The 20402-nt window shown below is 55.5% G+C and carries 16 protein-coding genes; 4 read left to right on the top strand and 12 right to left on the bottom strand.

The annotated features are described in order from the left end of the window. Positions 1-132: 132 nt before the first annotated feature. Genes Q1A00_RS10785 through Q1A00_RS10775 form a run of 3 tightly spaced genes read right to left on the bottom strand, consistent with a single transcriptional unit; the run spans position 133 to position 2982 of the window. On the bottom strand, positions 133-1662 hold the full coding sequence (locus Q1A00_RS10785) for a tripartite tricarboxylate transporter permease (RefSeq protein WP_299756714.1): 1530 nt from the start codon (positions 1660-1662) through the stop codon (positions 133-135). A gap of 13 nt (positions 1663-1675) precedes the next feature. Beyond that, on the bottom strand, positions 1676-2167 hold the full coding sequence (locus Q1A00_RS10780; protein WP_298403640.1) for a tripartite tricarboxylate transporter TctB family protein: 492 nt from the start codon (positions 2165-2167) through the stop codon (positions 1676-1678). After that, positions 2164-2982, bottom strand: coding sequence for a tripartite tricarboxylate transporter substrate binding protein (locus Q1A00_RS10775; protein WP_299756711.1), 819 nt, complete (start codon positions 2980-2982; stop codon positions 2164-2166). The genes Q1A00_RS10780 and Q1A00_RS10775 overlap by 4 nt, the downstream gene beginning before the upstream one ends. A 316-nt stretch (positions 2983-3298) precedes the next feature. On the opposite strand from Q1A00_RS10775, the gene Q1A00_RS10770 reads away from it, so the two are divergent. Then, positions 3299-4348, top strand: coding sequence for a hypothetical protein (locus Q1A00_RS10770; protein ID WP_298403635.1), 1050 nt, complete (start codon positions 3299-3301; stop codon positions 4346-4348). Between the two features lie 100 nt (positions 4349-4448). Here the strand turns inward: Q1A00_RS10770 and Q1A00_RS10765 are convergent, their stop codons facing one another. The 5 genes from Q1A00_RS10765 to Q1A00_RS10745 all read right to left on the bottom strand — a co-directional run bounded on the left by Q1A00_RS10765 (position 4449) and on the right by Q1A00_RS10745 (position 9620). Further along, complete coding sequence (locus Q1A00_RS10765; RefSeq protein ID WP_298403633.1) at positions 4449-5612, bottom strand: FAD/NAD(P)-binding protein; 1164 nt, start codon at positions 5610-5612, stop codon at positions 4449-4451. A 1-nt stretch (position 5613) separates the two neighbouring features. Next, positions 5614-5862, bottom strand: a complete 249-nt coding sequence (gene rpmB / locus Q1A00_RS10760; RefSeq protein WP_298403632.1) for a 50S ribosomal protein L28 — start codon at positions 5860-5862, stop codon at positions 5614-5616. Between the two features lie 172 nt (positions 5863-6034). Beyond that, complete coding sequence (locus Q1A00_RS10755) at positions 6035-6400, bottom strand: SaoD/DsrE family protein (protein ID WP_298403629.1); 366 nt, start codon at positions 6398-6400, stop codon at positions 6035-6037. 63 nt (positions 6401-6463) lie between these two features. Beyond that, a complete protein-coding gene (gene zigA / locus Q1A00_RS10750; protein ID WP_298403626.1) occupies positions 6464-7696 on the bottom strand; it encodes a zinc metallochaperone GTPase ZigA in 1233 nt (410 codons plus the stop codon). A 295-nt stretch (positions 7697-7991) separates the two neighbouring features. After that, positions 7992-9620 (bottom strand): aspartate:alanine exchanger family transporter, encoded by a 1629-nt coding sequence (locus tag Q1A00_RS10745; RefSeq protein ID WP_298403623.1) that lies wholly within the window; start codon positions 9618-9620, stop codon positions 7992-7994. A gap of 119 nt (positions 9621-9739) precedes the next feature. Between Q1A00_RS10745 and Q1A00_RS10740 the strand changes: the two genes are divergently transcribed. From Q1A00_RS10740 to Q1A00_RS10730, 3 genes are all read left to right on the top strand, one after another. Further along, a complete protein-coding gene (locus Q1A00_RS10740; RefSeq protein WP_298403621.1) occupies positions 9740-10057 on the top strand; it encodes a metal-sulfur cluster assembly factor in 318 nt (105 codons plus the stop codon). A gap of 81 nt (positions 10058-10138) precedes the next feature. Continuing rightward, positions 10139-10870 (top strand): amino acid hydroxylase, encoded by a 732-nt coding sequence (locus Q1A00_RS10735; protein WP_298403619.1) that lies wholly within the window; start codon positions 10139-10141, stop codon positions 10868-10870. Positions 10871-11073: 203 nt separating this feature from the next. After that, entirely contained in the window at positions 11074-14610 is a 3537-nt protein-coding gene (locus tag Q1A00_RS10730) for a GAF domain-containing protein (protein WP_299756704.1), read from the top strand. Positions 14611-14614: 4 nt separating this feature from the next. On the opposite strand, the gene Q1A00_RS10725 is transcribed toward Q1A00_RS10730, so the two are convergent. The 4 genes from Q1A00_RS10725 to Q1A00_RS10710 form a co-directional block, all read right to left on the bottom strand. Then, on the bottom strand, positions 14615-15454 hold the full coding sequence (locus tag Q1A00_RS10725) for a YecA family protein (protein ID WP_298403615.1): 840 nt from the start codon (positions 15452-15454) through the stop codon (positions 14615-14617). Positions 15455-15585: 131 nt separating this feature from the next. Then, positions 15586-16392, bottom strand: coding sequence for a formylglycine-generating enzyme family protein (locus tag Q1A00_RS10720; protein WP_299756700.1), 807 nt, complete (start codon positions 16390-16392; stop codon positions 15586-15588). After that, the gene (locus Q1A00_RS10715; protein ID WP_298403610.1) at positions 16389-16997 is read right to left on the bottom strand and encodes a hypothetical protein; all 609 of its coding nucleotides are present in this window, start codon (positions 16995-16997) and stop codon (positions 16389-16391) included. Before Q1A00_RS10715 ends, Q1A00_RS10720 begins: the two co-directional genes overlap by 4 nt. Further along, on the bottom strand, positions 16994-20335 hold the full coding sequence (locus Q1A00_RS10710; protein ID WP_298403607.1) for a tetratricopeptide repeat protein: 3342 nt from the start codon (positions 20333-20335) through the stop codon (positions 16994-16996). Before Q1A00_RS10710 ends, Q1A00_RS10715 begins: the two co-directional genes overlap by 4 nt. Positions 20336-20402 lie beyond the last annotated feature (67 nt).

The raw sequence follows: 20402 nt of genomic DNA, 5'->3' as shown, positions 1-20402 counted from the left end.
CCCAACAGGCGTAGAGGGTTGGGTAAGGGGTGGCTCAAGCGCGCTTAGCCGGGCCACCTCAAAATCTTGGCGCTCTCTGCGCGTTTGCGTTCAACCATCGTCGCGCCTGTGCAGTCTCTCCGTCTTTGCGTTTCAGTCCTCGTCGCCTTTACCAAACACAAGCCGTCTGGGGCCAGTTTGCTTGCCCGTGAGCCGGGCTGCCAGCGCGGGCAGATAGGGCAGCACGAGTGCGGCAAGCGCTGCCAATAACAATCCCAGCGAGAGCGGTCGGGGCACAAATACACTCAGATCGCCTTGGCTAATCGCAAGTGCGCGGCGGAATTGGGCTTCAGCTAACGGCAGCAAAATCAAGCTGAGAATGGCCGGCCCTACCGGTAATTGGAAACGACGCATGAAGAAACCGATGACACCAATTGCGTACATCAGCAACACATCGATAAAGCTATTGGCCATGCTATAGACGCCTAGCGTGCCAAATACCAGAATCTCGCTGTAGAGCAGTGGACGCGGGATGGTTAGTATCTTAACCCATATCCGGATCAACGGTAAGTTAAGGATCAACAGCATCATATTCCCAATATACAAGCTGGCGACAAGTGTCCATACAAGATCAGGCGCTTTTTGAAACAGCAATGGACCCGGTTGCAAGTTGTAGATCTGAAAAGATGCGAGTAAGATAGCTGCCGTAGCTGAAGTAGGTAGACTAAGGGTAAGAAGTGGTACTAATACACCAGAAAAAGCAGCATTATTGGCGGCTTCAGGGCCAGCAACACCTTCAATAGCGCCATGTCCCCACTCTTCTTTGTGCTTTGAGAGGCGCTTTTCTATGGTATAACTGAGAAACGTTGGGATTTCAGCACCGCCTGCCGGCAAGGCTCCTAGTGAGAAACCGATCAATGCGCCACGCAGCCATGCCGGCCACGAACGCTGCCACTCTTCACAGTTCATCCAGATCGATGAGCGCACACTAAGAATCTCTTCTTTAGAATGACGTAGTTGGGACGCGACATATAGCGCCTCACCGACGGCAAACAATCCAACCGCCACAACCACGACATCAATGCCATCGAGTAGTTCGACGATCCCGAAGGTCATCCGTACCTGTCCAGACAAGATATCGATTCCAATCAGTCCAAAGAAGAGGCCGATGAAGAGACTGATCATACCGCGGATCACCGATGATCCGACCAGCGCAGTGACACTAACAAATGCCAAGACGGTCAGCGCAAAGTAATCAGCAGGTTGGAAGAGGAGTGCAACTCGGGCCAACAGTGGTGCGACAAACGTCAACAGGATTGGCGAGAGAGTGCCGGCGACAAACGAACCAACGGCCGCAGTAGCCAATGCTGCACCAGCTCGGCCTGATTTTGCCATTGCGAAGCCTTCGAAGGTGGTTGCTACTGATGCCGATTCGCCCGGCGTGTTCAACAAAATCGATGTTGTTGAGCCACCGTCCATGCCGCCGTAGTAAATCCCAGCAAACATAATGAGAGCGCCGGTTGGATCAAAGTTATAGGTGAGCGGCAGCAGCAATGTGACGGTCAATACCGGGCCAATGCCGGGCAAGACCCCAATCGCAGTACCGATAGTTACGCCAATTGCAGCCAACAGAAGGTACTGTGGCGTTAATACGTTGGCAAAACCGGAAATGGCTGATAACATCCACTATCCGTCCCTACAATAGAGCGCCTAGCAGACCGGCAGGCAAGCGAACTCCAAGCAGACGGGTGAAGGTTACATAGATCACGACACTGATGACTAACCCGACCAGTGTATCGCGACGCAGTCGTGGACTACCGAGCACACGGCTACTTAAGGGGAAAAAGAGAGTAGTCGCGATCACATAGCCCAACGGCGACAGTATTGCTGCATAGGTGATGAGTATACCCAACAACAACAGAGTTGTTGACCAGTCGGTGCGCTGTTCTTCGGCAATGATGTCTTCAATCAATGCCCGATCTGGGATCACAGTGGCACGCAGAAAAAACAGTGTGCCGAAGAAGAGACAGCCGGTACCAACGATGATCGGGAAGACACGCGGCCCGACCACTGTAAAACCGGCGCTTTGACTAATAGATGGGGTCTGAGCAAGGATCATCCCTCCCAGACCCAGTATTGCTAATGCTGCTAACCGCAGGGTGAGCAAAGTACGTGCTCGATGATTCATTGCACTAATCCGAGATCGCGCAACACTCCGCCAATGCGCGTCATCTCGTTATTTAAAAACGAATTGAACTCATCACCGGTGCGGAAGAAATCGCTCCAGCCATTTTTGGCGAGCGCATCTTGCCACTCTTTGCTGGCATGCATCTTTGCAAATGTAGCGATGATGGCGGCACGTTGTTCGGCTGTGAGGTCAGGTGCGCCAAAGACAGCGCGCCAATTCATCAGCGCCACATCGACGCCGGCTTCTTTCAAGGTTGGCGCACCAACGCCTTCTATGCGCTGTTCACTCGAAACAGCCAGCATGCGCATCGTGCCAGCGGCCACCTGCTCGGCGAACTCGGACACTCCAGAGACGCCTGCCGTCACTGCACCAGAGAGGATCGCTGCGGTTGCCTCACCACCACCCGAATAGGCAATATAGTTGACTTGGTTCGGAGCAACGCCAACAGTTTTCGCAATGAGGCCTACCAAAATATGATCGGTGCCACCGGCTGAACCACCGCCCCATACGATAGCAGTCGGGTTAGCCTTAAAGTCGGTGATCAGTTCTTGGAGCGTTTGATATTTCGAGTCGGCAGGCACGACGATCGCTTCAGATTCGGCGGTTAGGAGGGCAATTGGTGTCACCTGTGACAAGCTAACCGGTGCTTTGTTGGTTTGAATTGCACCAACCATCACCAATCCGCCAACCATCAGCTCGTGCGGCTTACCCTTTGCCTCGTTGACGAATTGGGCGAGACCGATGGTGCCGCCAGCGCCACTGACATTGTAAACCTGCACCGTCTGACCAGTAGTGGCTGACAGCGCAGCTTGCATTGCGCGGGCCGTGCTATCCCAGCCGCCGCCGGGTGACGCTGGTGCCGTAATGTTGATTGACTGCGTTGGATACTGAAACGTTTGCGAAGTGGAAGTGGCTTAGTTGCCACATGCGCTGATCAGCATCGCAATCAGGAATACGATGGGTGCAAGGCGACGCATGGCATATCCTTTCGCATATCTATATCTCTCAGGAAGAAACGCTGCTTGTTATATCACAGATGGTTTAAAAATTACCAAGATCAGGAGTGAGATGACAGGTTATTTGGTGTTATAATATCAGGTCGTCAAACTGATACGAAGTCTAGGTCTTTATATGGAACAGATCTTTGAAAAGCTGCAAGCCGATGTGTTACGCGCTGTCCAGCAGATTTACAGTGAGGCGCAATTCTCGCTAATACGTAAACCCGCTTATTGGTGGCATGTGTTTGAGCAAGTGATGGTGGTTGGAATGATTGTCTTTTTTTTGCTTTCCTTGATAGTATTGCTGTGGCCATTACAGATAGACTTTCCTTTTCTGGCAATATATCCGAATAAATTACGGAATTTTTTGCTTGTTGTAATCGCTTTCTTTGTGTCACTAAGTATCGTCATAATCTTGCCTGCACTCTTGATTGATTGTGTAAAATCAGCAAAAATACGAGTGCGTTTGAGACAAATTTGTCTAATCAGTTTGTATCCAAGTGGATTTGGTACTGCTCAGTGGTTCATAAACAGTTTGTTTTTTGAACAGCTAGATATAATGAGATTGGTTATTTCGTGGATAGTGCTATCCAATACGATTAGTTTGTCTATCACAACTATCATAGTTTGGCTTTCCTCGCTAAGATCATATATTTTTTTCTTTGTACTCGATTGGCCAGTTAATAGAGAGCGAGAAACTTTCGTTCCTTCATTTGATCAGATCGTGTTTCGAGTTATTGAACAAGTCAAGGATAGGATTAGCGATCTGCGGCTTGATCAGATCAACTATCTACAAGGAATGGCTCAACGCAAGCAGGCCAGTCTTGGCGTGCAATCGCAAACTGTGGCTTCGATTGTCGCTACGTTCAGCCTATTTGGATTGGTAGCACTGCTCTTTACCCAAGAAGAGGTACGTGCTCTGCTTGGTCTTGCTGAGCAGATGCTTGGTGATGAATTCAGGGGTTTGATGATTGGTATAGCTACATTGTTTCTTTTGGGGATCGCTATCTTTCCACTATACTACTTTTTTCGCATACTGGTCACCTTGCGTGTACTTGATATTGTGATCGAGTTGCTTGAAATGCGTATCAGGGAGCTGCAAGCTAGAGCAGTGGCCGATGGCGAGTTTGTGCTGCACAATGGTATTTACGTGCCACAGCGATGGCAACGACAGAAAGGATAATAAACGCAAAGATACTGAGACGCAAAAACACTGATATGTTTTTTCACCGTCTATCCTTGCATCTACGCATCATAGCGTTTCCTTCTCATATGCCGTTACGCTACCGCACCCCACGAGCTAAACGTTCACCAGCGTGACGCGCACCAATAATGTTACGCGCTACCGGGCCAATCTCTAGTTCGGCAAGGGGGCCGGTGACGTACAAGCCCGGCGCCCACTGCAGATCGGGACCAACGATCGGGTAGCCGCACGCAGCAATTGGTAGCCCGACTGTCGCAATCGTTTCGTCGAGCCACGGCTGGCCGGGCCGTTGGGGAAGGAAGCCGGTGGCGAGAATGATCGTATCTACCGTCAGTGATTGCTGGTTAAGCGAGAGTGTGAACGCACCATCGCGGTATATCACTGCGGATACCTCGTCGATCATGATCCGTAACCGCTGTTGCTGTGCAGCGCTCGTTACGGCTTGTGCCAACTCTACCGGCATTGTGCCCGGCAAACGGGCGCCGGCAATCATTGCCCGGCGTCGGCTAGGGTCAGGTTCGGCATGGAACCGACGCAACTCTTTTGGCCCCATCCAGCCCGGTGGGCTATCGAAAGGTGCAATCTGAATTGGTCGGCGCATCACAAGCGTAACGTTGGCGGTTTGGCTGAAGGTGAGTGCCGCATGACCAGCGCTGATACCGCCACCAATAATCGCAACCGTGCTTCCCGGAGTGATGCAACGACGGTCGAAGCTAGGTTCGTAGAGGTGATAGATCGGCGCACCGGTAGCGCGGGCCGTGTGCGCCCATGCTGGCCAGCGTAGTTGTTCGCCGATACTCAAGGCTAGGATAACGTTGTGCGCTACAAGCGTACCGTGATCGGTTTCAACCTGCCAGTCGTTGGCATGCCGGCGTAATCCGCATACGCGGCCACGTAGGGTGATGTCGGCGAGACGGTGCTGCTCGATGAGGGTTTGGCTGTGGGCGTTGAAGATGGCAAGCGAAGGTCGCTGGTAACGACCATGAAAATGGTGCGGTTCGGCGTTACTACGCTGGGCAAAGCGGAGCAGATCGTAGGGGTCGGGCGCAAGGTGATGCACCATCGTCGAGCGCAGATATTGCATGCCACACGCGGCTGTGCAGGCTTCCCAACGTGCTAGCAGTCGATCGTGCGGATCAACGATCCTGATGCGTTCGGCGGCAACCCCGCACCGTTCGCGCAGGACAAGCGCAAGGTGAACGCCATGGATGCCGCCACCGATAATAAGCCAGTCGAGAGCCATATTATTTACGACGTTCAACGTCGCGGAGGGTCAGCCCGCGATCGCGAAGGGCCTGAAGGAGACCTTTGCGCTCGATTTCACGCAAGGCAGCCGCCGACAATTTGAGACGCACAAAGCGCTGTTCTTCTGGTACCCAAATCCGGTGCTCTTGAACGTTGGGTAGCCAGCGCCGATTGGTGCGGCGTTTCGAGAAGGAGACATTGTGACCAAATGAAGGTGCTCGACCAGTCAGATCGCAGCGACGTGACATAAAACCTCCGTAGCGAAGGGTAAAGGCACAAAGAACGCAACGGGCGCAGCGAGTTGGGTAAGAGGTGGCTCAAGCGCGCTTGGCGGGGCCACCGCAAAATCTTCGCACTCTTGGCGTTCTTGGCGCCTTTACGTTCAACTATTGTCGCACCTTTGCTCGCTCTACGCCTTTCCTATAACGTGATCACCTGATCGGGCGGATTACCGGCCAGTGCTGCATAAAGATCGGGGAAGCAACCAACTTGCACACCGGCCACTGTACCGGTCGTTTGACAATTGCCCGGCTCACCGACCGCAAGCCCGCGCTCGAGCGCACACTGATCGCACATCATCAGCAAGATGCCTTGCTCGGCAGCCACTTTTGCCAACCGCTCACCCATCGGGTCGCCCGCCCGAAGCAGATACGTGTTGTCATCAAAGAAAAACATACCAATGACCTGCGCACCATGGGTGCCGGCTTCAAGCTGCGGCAGGATCATCTTGCCAAGTTTGTAACTAGCAGTGTGGCCGGATGTAGCGAAGATATAGGCGACTTTCATACGCTAGTGCCCTTCCTTTCGATAGAGAAAACGTGCAAAAACGGCAACAACCATTGGAGTGTATTATGCCATTTCGTCATCGAACGCAAACGTAACGTCCCAACTACCAAACGGATCCGGGAAAGCCACCCAACCAGCCGGGCCAAGCGCCATTTCCTCGTCGGTGAGTAAGCAGGCTGCGAGTCGTGCGCGCAAGGCGGCTTCATCCATCTCTTGCCCAATCACAACCAGCTCTTGGCGACGATCACCCCATTGCTCGTCCCAAATCGCAGCAAGTGCTGCCTGCTCGGTCGGATCATCCGGCTGCTCATCGCTCGCTGCCCACCACCAGCCACCCGGCTCGATCCGGCAGGCAGCGCCGGCCTGTGACCAAAGGCCGCACTGGTTCATCCGGGTTGCCAGCCAAAAGATGCCTTTCGAGCGCAACACACCGGGCCATTCGTCGTGCAAGAGATCCCAGAGACGTTGGGGATGGAAAGGACGACGAGCGCGAAAAACAAAGCTACTGATACCGTATTCTTCCGTCTCGGGGGTATGCTCGCCGCGCAGTTCTTTCAACCAACCCGGCATCTGCGCTGCTCGCTCGAAGCTGAAGAGACCGGTGTTGAGAATCTGATCGAGCGGTACTTGGCCGAACGTGCTACGAATAATGCGCGCTTCCGGGTTGAGTTTGTGCAAGAGCGCTTCCAGCCGGTCGAGATCGTCGGCAGCGACCAGATCGATCTTGTTGAGTACAATCACGTCGGCGAATTCAACCTGTTCGATCAGCAGATCGACGACAGTGCGATCATCTTCGTCACCACTCGCTAGGTCACGATCACGCAATTCATCGAGTGAAAGCAGATCGCGGGGAAAATTGTAGGCATCGACGACCGTTACCATCGTATCGAGACGGGCCATCTCGCCGAGTGACGTACCATCAGGGCTGGGAAAGGTGAAGGTCTCGGCGATCGGCAGCGGTTCAGCAATGCCGGTTGACTCGATCAACAGATAGTCGAAACGACCTTCCCGCGCTAGTCGGGCTACTTCAACTAAGAGGTCTTCGCGTAGGGTGCAGCAGATACAGCCATTGGTCAGCTCGACGAGCCGCTCTTCGGTACGGCTCAGGGTTGCTGCGCCGGTGCGCACCAACTGTGCGTCGATGTTGACTTCGCTCATATCATTGACAATGACTGCAACGCGCAGGCCGGCGCGATTAGCGAGTACGTGATTAAGCAGGGTGGTCTTGCCGCTACCGAGAAAGCCAGAGAGCACCGTCACTGGTAAGGGTCGAGATGGGGACTGGTGTTGGCTCATAGTGATACAAGGTATTAATTATTTCGGGCGAAAAGAAATGCCGCTATAGGCGACAGCGTCAAAATGATACCTTATATCAAGAAAGTTGTCAAGCAAGCGCGATTGCGGACAAGACACTTTTGAGGAAGATGGTTGGCGCACTCAATGGAGATTGCTGCGGGTGGACTAGGCAATGTCCCATTGTCCAGCCACACTCTCACAATGACAAAAGCTGTCCTCGCCGTCCTTAGGCTACCGCAGCGAGGGCAGCTTTGGAAGAAGAATTACCGTTATTTTACCACGGCCCCTAACCCGATCACCCAACGCCAACCAAAAGCTGGGCCAGAATGATCTTGGCAATGGTCGCGGTAGGATAGACCATCGCGTAGCCAATATTAGGCGCTTCGTTCCCGGTTTGTTCGTTGGCAAAGGCGAGCACCGCCGGTTGGGTTTGCAAGCCGGCGAGCATGCCGGCCAGCAGGCTAAATGGGATGTTGAGCAGCTTGTAGCCGATAAAGAGAGTGGCAAATGCCACTGGAATAGTGATGAGCGCGCCGCCGAGGAAGAGCAAGAGGCCGTTGCCTTGAGTGAGGGTCGTGACAAAGCTGTAGCCGGAGCGGGTACCAACACCGGCGAGGAAGAGGGTCATGCCAACTTGACGTAAAGTCAAATTAGCGCTATACGGAAGGCTCCAGACGATCGGGCCGGTGCGTCCGCGCCAACCCAAAAAGAGAGCAACAATCAGCGGCCCGCCGGCCAACCCAAGCGAGAAGCTGCCGCCGCCGGGCAGTGGGAAGGGAATCAGGCCAACCAGCATGCCGAGCGCCATACCTAGCCCTAGCGAGACCACGTCAACCTCAGCCAGCGAGCGGTACGAGTCGCCGAAGAAATGGGTCACGCGCTCCATATTGTCGCGCTGGGTAACGACGCGCACGCGGTCGCCAAGTTCAAGCGTCGTGTCACCGTGCGGCAAGAGTTCAGCATCACCTCGGCGAATGCGCGTAATGACTGCTCCCATTGTGGAAGGTAGGTGCAAGTCACGCAATGGTACGCCTACCACCTCTGGGTTTGAGACAAAGATGCGGCGGAAGTCAAGGGTATGCCGGTCGAGTTCGAGCTGTTCAGGATTCGGTTCGCCCAAAACTGTGGTAACCCGCTCAACCGCTTCAGGTGAGCCGACAATATTGATGAGATCGCCGGGATGCAATTGGGTCGTGCTGGTAGCAAGTTCGGTCTGACCATTGTGTTGCCACCGGCTAAAGATCACATTCCACTTGTTCTGCTGCACCAATTCGGCGATCGTCTGACCAGCCACTGCTGGGTTAGTCACGCGGATGGTGCGGTTAACCAAATGCTCACCGACGGTGCCGAGTTCGCGCAATTGTTGGGCTTCGCGCTCGAAATCAACCTGCCAGAGCCGGCGGGTGAGATAGACAGCGAGAATCATGCCGAGCACACCAATCGGGTAGGCCACTGAATAGCCAACGACTGGCTCGGCGCGAAGCGCTTCGTCGGCGCCGAGTTGGGTAAGCTGTTCAATCACCGCCGCTAGCGCCGGGGTGTTCGTTAAGCTGCCAGCGAACAAACCGGCAGTTTGAGCGCCATTGAGACCAAGGATGGTGCGGATCGCGAGGGCAATCCCAGCGGCTGCGAGGAGTACACCGCCAATAAACAGGTTGTTGCGCAACCCACGTCGGCGGAGCGAATTGATGAAACCGGGGCCACTGCTAAGACCGACGGTGTAGACAAAGATGACAAGGCCCAGCAAGTAGATAATATCGGGCAGCCGTAGCCGTTGGTCGATGGCGCCGAAAGCTAGCCCAACGAAGAGTACGGCAGCCACACCGAGACTTACGCCGCCGATGCGGATGCGCCCGATGAGGTAGCCGATCGCCGATACGGTAAAGAGGAGAAGGAGCGGGTTGCCTGCCAGAATGTCAATCATACGGTTGCTCGCTTAGTGAAGCGTGATCAGACTGGGATCACGCGGGTGATAAACTCGTCACATCCCGCCGTGTATGGTATCATGCAAGTATCAACGCACAGTTAAGAAAGAGGGATCGTATGATTACTGAAGAGATGGTGCGTGCTGCACTGAAGAATGTTGTTGATCCTGAGATTGGCCTTGATGTGGTGAATCTCGGTTTGGTCTACCGGATCGATATTCTCGACGGCGGGAAGACGGTCGATATCGATATGACGCTGACGACGCCAGCCTGCCCGGCTGGGCCGCAAATTCTGCAACAGGCGCAGCGGGAGGTTATGGCGTTGAGCGAGGTCTACAAAGAGCTGGAAAATGTCAAGATTAACCTTGTCTGGACGCCCTTCTGGAATCCATCAATGATGTCAGAAGAGGCGCGTGAAGAGTTGGGCTTCTTCTAGCGGGTATAGCGAATGGCCGGTTTTAGTGGCGCCGGCCATTCGTTCCATTATAGACAGCATGCAATACAAGGAGGTATTGTAATGTCAACTATCGCCCCACCCGCTTTGCCGGCCTATACCGAAGAAGATCATGCGGTCTGGGCAGCGCTCTGTGCCCGCCAAGTTCCCCGGCTTGAACGGTACGCCTGCCGCCTGTTCCGCGAAGGATTCCGCCAGCTCAACCTCGATCTCGAACGTCTGCCCGATCCGGCGCAGGTGAGCGAGCGGTTAGCCAGCTTTACCGGTTGGACGTTGTGCGATGCTCAGAACGAGTATCTCAATCCAACCGAGTGGTTCGAGCATATTGCCGAGCGGCGTTTCCCGGTGACCAACTACATTCGACGCATGGATGAACTGGATTTCACGCCGATGCCAGACTTGTTTCACGAGTATATCGGTCATCTGGCCTTCTTCACCGATCAGCGCTTTGCCGAAATTGCGCAGGCGTTTGGCCCGCTCTACTTTGCCGGCGACGAACGGCAGCGACTAGAGATTGCCCGGCTGTGGTGGTATAGCATCGAGTTCGGCTTCATTCGTGAAGATGGCGAACTGCGCGCGTTTGGCGCCGGTTTGCTTTCGTCAATTGGTGAACTCGATCATGCATTTGCACCGGATACGCCGCGGGTTCCTTTCGATATCCGGCGGGTGGCTAACACACCCGGCGCAGCGTATGCAATGCATGAAACCTACTTTATTCTGGAAGATTTGGAGCACGTTGCTGCGATCTTGCGTGAATACGCGATAATGGAAAGTCTGCCGCCAGTGATGGTGTGAGCTGGATCACCCTACCCGTTACTCATGTTTCCATTGCAGAAGGCGCGTAGCTTCTCCCCTGCTCTACCGTTTTGTCCGAGTCTGTGAACAGTTGAGACGCCATCCCTCCTGCTCACGCAAGTGAAACGGGAGGGAGCGTCTGAGGGAACATAGCAGTTTCCCAATCCACCCCTCTCATTGCCAGAACGCGGTACAATGAGTTTATGATTAATCAGGAAGACTCGCTTATTGAGCAGCCTGCGCAGATTGATATCGCCACGTGGCTTCATCTTGTCACGGCGATTACCAATGCACAGCAACTGGACGAACTGGAACGCGTGGCGCTCGCCGTCTGCAAGATCGCGTTGCCTCGGCACCGGGTGTCGGTGATGTGGATCGGCCAAGGTGAACCGGCGTGTAATCCAGAAGTGGCGGTGCGAGTGTTAGGGAATACCGAACAGTATGGTTGGCTCATCCATCAACCGGCTGAGCTAACAGCCACCGAAACTGCGGTGGTGCAGGCGGTTGAACGATTGATCAGTGTTGGGTATGAACGAGTATTACAGCATTCTAAACGCCAACATTGGCGGCAACGCTTGCGTTTCGAGGTAGAGGTACTGCGCGACTGCGACGATCCTGATCTGATTTGCCGACAGCTTAGCCAAGTAATCGGTGAACTGATGGGTTCGCCGGTCGATCTTGGGGTAGTCGTTCCGTTCAAGCGTAGTACATGGCTTGAGTTAATCGCACAATATCGTGCTCAGCCCATGTCAGACAAGCAGCGGTTTTGGTCGGTTGATACCGATCTCAGCAGTGTCGTGATCAAGCGTGGTGTGCCGATTAGTTCGGTGGCGTATCTTACCGATTGTATACACTATAATGTTCGCCCCCATCCTGATCACAATACTGCCGAAACAGCGCCGACGTACTGGGTTGGTTCCCCGATTCGCTTTGCCGGCGAAACCCTAGGTGCAGTATACCTGTGTAGTAATGCAATCGAAGCGATCAGTGAAGCGCAGCGGCAATTAGCAGATGAAGCAGCATACTATGCTGGCTACTTGCTGCGACCGATCCTGCTGCGGCGCGCAGTGCAGGAGGAGCAAGAGCGGCGTGAAGCGTGGGCAGACATTGTGTCCGCTAGCGCGCACGTGGTAGATCTAGATCGGACGTTGCAGGCCATTCTCGATACGAGTTGTCGCTTACTTGATGTGCTTGGCGGAGGTCTGTTTCTGTTTGATGAACAGCAGCGAGTGCTCGTTTTTCAGTACGCCTCTGGCCCCCAACCGCACAAATTGTTGGGATTTCGGCTACCGCTTACCCATGGCCTCATTGGTCAATCATTTGCCTCTGGCCAACCGATCATTGTGAACGATGCGGTGCAAGATCCGCGCCGTAGTTATACGCTTGATCAGACTATTGGTGTCTCGTGTTATAACCTGATCGTCGTACCGTTTACGACACCTGCTGGGGTGCGGGCTGCATTGCAGTACATCAACCGTCGGCGAGGTGCGCCATTTAATGAAGAGGATATCGAGCAAATTAGGGCAGTTACGGCTCTGATCGGTCTCGTTCTCGATCGCTCACAGCAACTAGCACAGGTTGAGACCAGTATTATCCAACACGTGCGCGATCTTGATCGACGAAATGCCGATCTGCTTTCAGTACTGGCGCTCAATCGTGAATTGCTCAGTGCATCATCGCAAGAACAACTCTTCCAGTTGATCGTTGATACCATCAGTCAGCGAATGCAGTTTCTCGGTGCGGCACTCTTTGTAAACCGTCGTGAGCACAGTAGCCACGCGATGCTGGAGTGTGTGGCAACAACCGGCGCGCTGGCTAATGAATTCTCGATCGGCTCCTATCTTTCGGCAAGCCGGTTAGATGTGTTAGCAAACGAGTGGTCATTTGGCGAGCATTGTTTCTTGCTCAATCGCCGGAGCCAGACATTTGCTAGGTTGTTTGATCTACCGTTACCGTCAGGTGAGCAATGGCTCGATTTTGGTGCGACGAGGTGGACTGCTGATGATCTGCTCGTCACGTTTTTGCGCGCTGCCAATCGTGAAGTGCGGGCAGTGTTGCTGCTTGATCAACCGGTGAGCGGGCAGCGGCCTGAGATCGCCGATCTCCAAGTCTTGAGCATTTACGCGAGTATTGCCGGGGCAGCGATTGATATGGCACTGTTGCGGGATCGCCAACAGCAGAGCCTTGCCCGCCTAACTGCATTGAATGGCTTGGGAATGGTGATCCATTCTCAGTCATTACCGCAGCCGCAAATATTGGAAATGACGGCACGGGGCATGATCGAGATTGTGGGCGCCAAGTGGGCGCAGATCGTGCTATTTGACGCAGACCGTGATGAGCTGCGGATCGAGCGCACGATCGGCATCTGCTTATTGAACCGCGATGTCGTGATCACGCTCGCCCGGCGCGCAATTATCAACCGGCAGCCTGTCTTCCGTTCGGCAACGACGATTGCGGTCCCATTGCGTGGCACGCAGCGCATGATTGGAGTGATTGTCGTTGGTGGGGATCACTCGCTCGACTCGACCGATGTTGAAATATTGCTGTTGTACGCTAGCCAAACGGCGGTTGCTATCGAGAGTATGCGCTTGTTGGAAGAGGTGCGACGCGGACGTGATAATCTGGCGCGAGCTATGGCAGCAGTGGAAGATGGCTTACTGCTCTTTGCTGCGGATGGATCGGTGATTATCGCTAATGAGGCGTTTTGTCGGTTGGCGCACACAACAGCGTGGGAACCGCCGTTGCAGCACATCAGCGGTACGTTGCTTGACGAGCTGTTGATGCAGTGGGCGGCGCAGCGCTCGATCGATCAAGCTGCGATCATGCGGCTACAACGATCGCTCACCATGGCTAATGCACAGGGTGAGTTGGCGAGCAGTGATGGTATCTTCGCATGGACACTGACTCAGGCGGGTGATCTATCGTCTGACCATACCCAGATGTTCTTGCTGACCATTCGTGATATTACGGCGGCCAAGAAAGCTGAGCTGTTGCGGGCGGATTTAACGCACATGGTGATTCACGATCTGCGCCAGCCATTGAGCAGCATTATGCTGGCCTTCGAACAGTTGATGAGTGAATTGGGCGAACTGTTGACGGAACGCCAGCAACAGGCGGTGCGCATTGGTCAGAACAGCGCCCGACAATTGCTCAATTTGGTGAATACGATGCTCGACATTGGGCGGCTTGAGAGCGGCCAAATGCCGCTTGATCGCGGGCCGGTACCGGTTGAAACTCTAATCGAGCGCGTGATTGATCCGTTTGCTATCCAAGCCCAGTTGAAGGGAGTGCAGGTATTGCATCGAGTCGATCCGCAAATGCCGATGTTGTATGCTGACAGTGTTATTGTTGCACGAGTATTGCAGAATCTGCTTGATAATGCACTGAAATTCAGCCCACCTAGAACTACCATCACGATTGAGGTAGAGGTTGCACCGGCCCACGGCTCCGATCAGAAGATCATCGTTTCAGATGAATTGATCGTAACCATCCCCGGTGATCGGGTAGCGCATATTGTCGTGCGTGATCAAGGGCAGGGAATTCCGTCGGAAGATCAGATCCATATCTTTGATCGGTTTCGCCAAGCTGGCCGGCAGCGGAGTGAAGGCAGCGGATTGGGATTAGCGTTCTGCCGGTTGGCGGTCTTGGCGCATCAAGGAACGATTTGGGTGGAGAGTGAACTTGATCGCGGCAGCGCGTTTCATGTCACGCTGCCGCTGGCCGAGATTAGTGGTGAGTAGCGTATTAGGCGCCGAGCAGTTGTTGCCGCGTTTCGGCAACGAACCGTTGCAGGCGTTCAGGATCGGGTTTATCGGTCGGTAAGATCAAGATAAAGTGACTAAAGATCTCTGAGCGATCCCGTAGCAGATCGAGCCAGTCAGCTTCGGGGTATTCTTGGCGGAACGCTTCTAGATGGACATTGGCAAACGCGCGCAGCGGTTCGGCGGTGTCGGGCGTGAGGTGGGCGGCTGGGCCGGCGAGGTAGTAGTTAGGTTGGCTACTGCCGATCGGCGTATCAACCGGCACCAGATGGCCAACGATCACCTCATCGAGTTCGAGGCGCAGCGAGGCGTGGCTGTCAGCCAAGATGACAAGATCGCCGGTTAAGAGGTCGCGCAGATTGGCGCCGGCGTTAGGCCGCAGTCGTTCGACGCGATAGGGCCGTAACCGCACATCAACCCACGCTGGCAATAATTGGCGTTCAAGATCGCCGAGATTGCTCTGATCTAGATTCGCCGCTAGCCGCGCGACCAACGTGTGCCCATCGGCTTGGCGGTAATCAAACGCAAACCAGACCATAAACCGGTCGGCGCCGTACCCTTCGCGTTCGTTTAATTCGGCCAACTGCTCAAACTGATAACGTCCGTTCCAATAGCGATCAAACGCAGCGCGGAGATCGGCGGCGTCTGCCTCGGTTGCGAGGGTCAAAATACGCTGGAGCAAATTGTCTTGGGCGTTGCGCAAGCGCAACTGCTGGCTGCGCCATTCTTCTTCTTTACGTAAATGACAGTCTTTGTATTTACGGCCACTGCCACAGTAGCAAGGATCGTTGCGGCCAAGTTTGAGTGCTCTGGGTCGGCTCATTGGATATCTCTCCTTTGTTACACGCAAAGATGCAAAGAGGGCCAACGCAAAGGTACAAAGAACGCAAAGAGTAATATTGGCACGAGCATGTTAGGCCGTCCATACCTTGGCATCGGTGCGCATTTGCGTTTTCACGCGATACTCATCGCTAGTCGCATCCCCAAAAACTGGTTGCGCATAGTCGGTTGTAGGCGAAAACGACACGCGCAGCGTGCGTAGCCCTGTGGGTTCGCATAACAACCGCCGCGTAAAATCCGCCGTCCCGGCGCACGAAGGTCTTCGCGTCCGTCATCAGGCCGGTAGGGGTACGGCAGATCGAGTGAAGCTGTCCACTCCCAAACATTCCCAGCCATGTCTTCAATCCCGTAGGGGCTGCGTCCATCAGGGTAAGCACCGGGTGGATTGGGTGCAGCACGTCCACTCTCGCGGGTGTTTGCGAGATGGGGATAAAACTCGTCGCCCCATGGAAAGCGGCGACCATCGGTCCCGCGTGCTGCGTGTTCCCATTCAGCTTCGGTGGGAAGGCGAAATTGGAGGGAGGGCGATGGAAGCGGCTGACCACTAGCATCAATGAAGCGCACAGCCAGATCGTTTTGGCGATTCAGCCATACGCAAAACGCCTGCGCTTCGTGCCAGTTAATATCGGTGACCGGCAAATCGGTCATCATTGGCGGCGGAATCGGGCCGCGCCAGATCGGTGGTGGTGGTACAACGCCGGCGGTGACAGCGAAGGCGTAGAGTGTGGCGCTGACCGGGGTTTGAGCGATAGCAAATGCCGGCAGCGTCACGTCGTGTTGTGGCGTCTCTTCGTGGTAACTCTCGCGGGTACCGCCGTAGCGCCGGGCAAGCTCGCTGGTTTCACGGGCCGGCGTGCCCATCGGAAAGGTTTGGCCGGGTACGACGATCATCACCGGCAAGAATTCAGACAATGGATTCATCGTTGATAAATACGATTGAGCCGATCCAATTCGCGCTGGTAGATCGTCTCGGCGAAATGTTCAATGGCGGTAACGTTTTGTAGCGCTTCGTAACCGCGCAACAGGAAGGTGTGAACGGTACCGATCCCGGCGAGGCGGGCGACGAAGTGGGAACGGCGGAGGGCCAAGCCGAGGATAGGTGAGCGCGACAACTGGAAGACATTGTACAACGAACTTCTGACGAGGGTTAATTGGCGGAAGCGCTCGTCATACTTATCGGCCAGCCGGTAAAAGTATTCATAGGTAAGCTCATCAAAGTCGGTGCCGATATCGGCGGCCAGCATCCACTGGGCCAGATCCTCATCAAGCTGATAGGTGAGTTCGAGCAATTCTAGCACCTCTTCCAGATCGCGGAGGCGGACGCCGGGCAGGATGCCGAGAAAATGGTGCAGCCGGCGTCCCTCTTGGTCGCGTTGGCTAAAATCGCGCGGGCCGTACATTTCGTTAAAGAAAAACTCGCCGAGCGGCTCATACTCTGGCACTTCCGACAGATCGCGGTAATCGCGGCGGAGGCGATTCGACTGGAAGATTTGCAACGCAATCCGATACTGGCGCAGCGTATTCATGGCAGGCGTTCGAGTTGGGCGCGGGCGCGTTGGCCCCATTCGCTAGTTGGTTCGCGAGCGATCAGGGTCTGGTACGCGGCGCGGGCGGCAGTGAAATTGGCCTGATCTTCAGCGATCAGACCGCTGTAGAAAACGGCTTCGCTATAATCGGGATTCAACGTAATCGCCTGCTGGATTGCTTGCAGCGCACTCGCGTTGCGACCTTGGGCATAGTAGGCGCGGCCCAACCAATAATGCGCTTCGGGAAAGTTGGGTTGGAGAGCCACCGCCCGATTGAGATCACGGACAGCTTGGTCGTAATCGTTGGCGCGAATGGCTAAGAGTGCGCGCCGGTAAAAACTCTCGGCAATGCGATCGTTGGCGCTGATGGAAGCATCGTAAGCGGCGCGGGCTTCGCTGAACCGGCCTGCCTCTTGCAGAAGTTTGCCCCGAAAGAGGTGGGCTTCAGCGTAGTTGCTCTGCTGCCGGATCGCCTGTTCAACCGTTTGCAATGCTTCATCAGCGTGGCCCAGCGCGTATTGGGTTTGGGCCATACCCAGCAACGCCTCCGGATACTGTGGTTGTAGGGCCAATGCGCGCTGGTATGCAGCAAGGGCGCGGGCCAATTGACCGTTGCGCAGCAGCGCCTCGCCGAGCCAAAACTGGGCCGTTGCGTTAGTATCGCCACCCGGCAAATTGGCCGCCGTTTCAAAGTACGCAAGGGCAACACCCCAATTGCCTTGCCCGCCGGCCAGTTCGCCTAACCCGATATGAGCAGCGATCGATTGCGGATCAATCGCCAGCGTCTGCCGATAGGCCTCTTCGGCTGCAGCCGGATCATTTCGGCGACGCGCGACATCGGCCAGCGTCAGCCAAGCGTTCGCGCGCGCAGCAATCGCTTCAGGATCAGCGCGATTCGCTGTTTGTTCAAGCGTGCGACGGGCTGCTTGCGTCGCCGCATCAAGCCGGTTGCCGGCAAAGTAGGCGCGGGCGATCAATTGGCGGGCTGTCACCGAGTCGGGTTGCAGGGTAAGCGCACGCTCAAGCGCTTGAATCGCGACTGTCGCGGTGTTGCTGGCTAGGGCCGCTTGACCAATAGCAATCAACCGGTTGAGGTCATTGATGCCTTGGGTCAGCGCAATCCGGTACTGCTCGATCGCGCGATTCGGTTGGTTAAGCGGGCCTTCGTACAACTCGGCCAGCTTCAGGCGCGCATCGAGATTTCGATCATCAAACTCAATCGCATTGCGCAGCATGCGTTCAGCCGAATTCAGATCACCCAATCTGATATACGTTTCGCCCAACTCGAATGCGGCGACGGTCGAACGTGGTTCGAGGATCAGTGCGTCGCGGTAGACCGCAGCGGCTTCAGCCGGCAGACCGGCATCGTTATAGAGCCGGGCCAGCTCGATGGCGGCCTCGGCGTTGGTCGTAGCGAGAGGGACGAGGAGGCGTTCAGCTTCGGCGAATCCGCTTGCACCGCTGCGCCGGAGTGTCCGACTCAGATTAATGATCGTGTACGGCGATTCTTGCCAAGCGACAAGGGCGCGCCAATGGTCGATCGCCGCCGGCCAATCGCCATCGCCTTCGGCGAGGCGGGCAAGCGCTAGATGGGCCGGAAAGAAACGGTTGTTGCGTTCCAACGCAGCGCGAAACAACGCCAAGGCGCCGGCCCGGTCGTTGCGCGCCAACGCTACCTTGCCAATGCCGGCATACCCATCAGGCAACTGCGGTGCGAGATCAATGACCTGTTGATAGGTCTGCGCAGCTTGGTCAAACTGCTTATCAATCCGCAAGGCAAAACCGAGTGCGAGCAAGATCGCGACATTATCAGGTTGTTGATCGCGCAGTTGGCTGAGCGTTTCAATGGTTGGATTAGCCGGGCTTGCCGCACCAAAGAGCGCTCCGATCAACTGGCTGGCAGGGTTGGGCGCATTGCGGCCTTCGACCGCTTGTAACGCTGCATCAATCAACGCAAGGGCAAAGCGCTGGCGGCGCGCGGTTGCTTCACTCTGCTCAGCTTGGCCGGTGGCCATCAAGCCGGTACCGGGAAAGATGGCCGCTTCGCTGGCGGCTCGTTGGCGCCACAGACTCACCGAGCGGTTGCTAAGCTCAGTTGCGGTGCGCAGTTGGTCACGGACACTGCGCAGCTCGGCGGCAGGCGGCAACGGATCGGCGGTTTCCAGCGCCCAGTAGAGCGGGCCAGCCAGCGGCAGCAAGCGTTCCAGATGAATCAGTGCGCGCTCTTCGGTGAGGGTCGCGTTGAGGCGCGTCTCAACCGGTGCGCGGATAGCGATGGGTGTGCGCGCCAGCAGCACCGTTTTGGCCGGTGCAAGCTGGTTGAGCGCCATTGCTGCATCGTCGAGTTGGCCACTTTCGCGGTAGGCAGTAGCAATGAGAAGTTCTAAATCGGGATGCGCCGGCAGTAGATTGCGCGCTTGTTCGAGGTCAGAGACGGCGTCGCGCGCGCGCTGTTCGCGCAACGCCCAAAGCGCCAGATTGACGCGCAATTGGCCGAGATCGCGGCCATCGAGCAGATCGATTGCTTCGGCGAAATAACGTGGCGCATCGGGATGGCGGGTATCGAACAAAATAGCGCCAAGATTGTTAGCAACCAACGCCCGCTCGCCGTCTGCGAGCGTAAGCGCGGTCTGATACTCAGTCGCGGCGGCGGTGTACCAGCCACGAGCCCACAGCAGATTACCGCGCAGCAATTGGGGCAAGAGCGGCGACAACTGCGGATGAAGGTCAAGCAAGCGGTGAAGCTGATCGATCGCCAAATCAGCTTCACCGTGGTGATAGGTAGCTAAGGCGAGCAGGTAAGGCGCGAGGGCGGCTTGACCACTAATAGGCGCGGTGCTCAAGGAAAATCGGTTAGGGAGCGCGAAGCGAATGGCAAAGCTCTGCCATGCTTGCGAAACATCAATATTGTGGGGGAGATAGATCAATTCTGGCCGCAAGCTGGGACTATCGATCATTCCGCCGGGTTCGACAGTGCCCCAGACTAACACATCGGCATTGTTTTGCTGGGCCAGCGCCAACGCTTCGGCGCTATTGGTCGGGCGGGTGGCGCTGGTAATGACTTGGACGAGGTTCCCCCCTTGGGCGCGGAGTTGGCGCGCTAGCGCGCCGGCGATCTGGGAGCCGGTGCGATTATCGTGATCGGCAAAGGGAGTAATTACAATCACAAAGCGCGGATCAGAGGGGCGAAGGAGCAAAAAGATGCTTACCGCGATGCCAATCAAGGCCAGTATAATCAACAGTCGGCGCCAGTGGCGTCCATGCCGGCGCTGTTCAGGATGATCGTCGCTTTGTTCGATAATGCGCTCTGTTCGCGTCCGTCGCCAAGGCCATTGCATGTTCCAGCTCCTTGCCATCCTGCGCCACATTGCCTCTTATTGTAAGCAGTTTTGACGATATTTCAAG

It is taken from the genome of uncultured Chloroflexus sp., assembly GCF_938091255.1.
GTDB lineage: Bacteria > Chloroflexota > Chloroflexia > Chloroflexales > Chloroflexaceae > Chloroflexus.
This window is presented reverse-complemented; position numbering and strand designations above follow the sequence as displayed.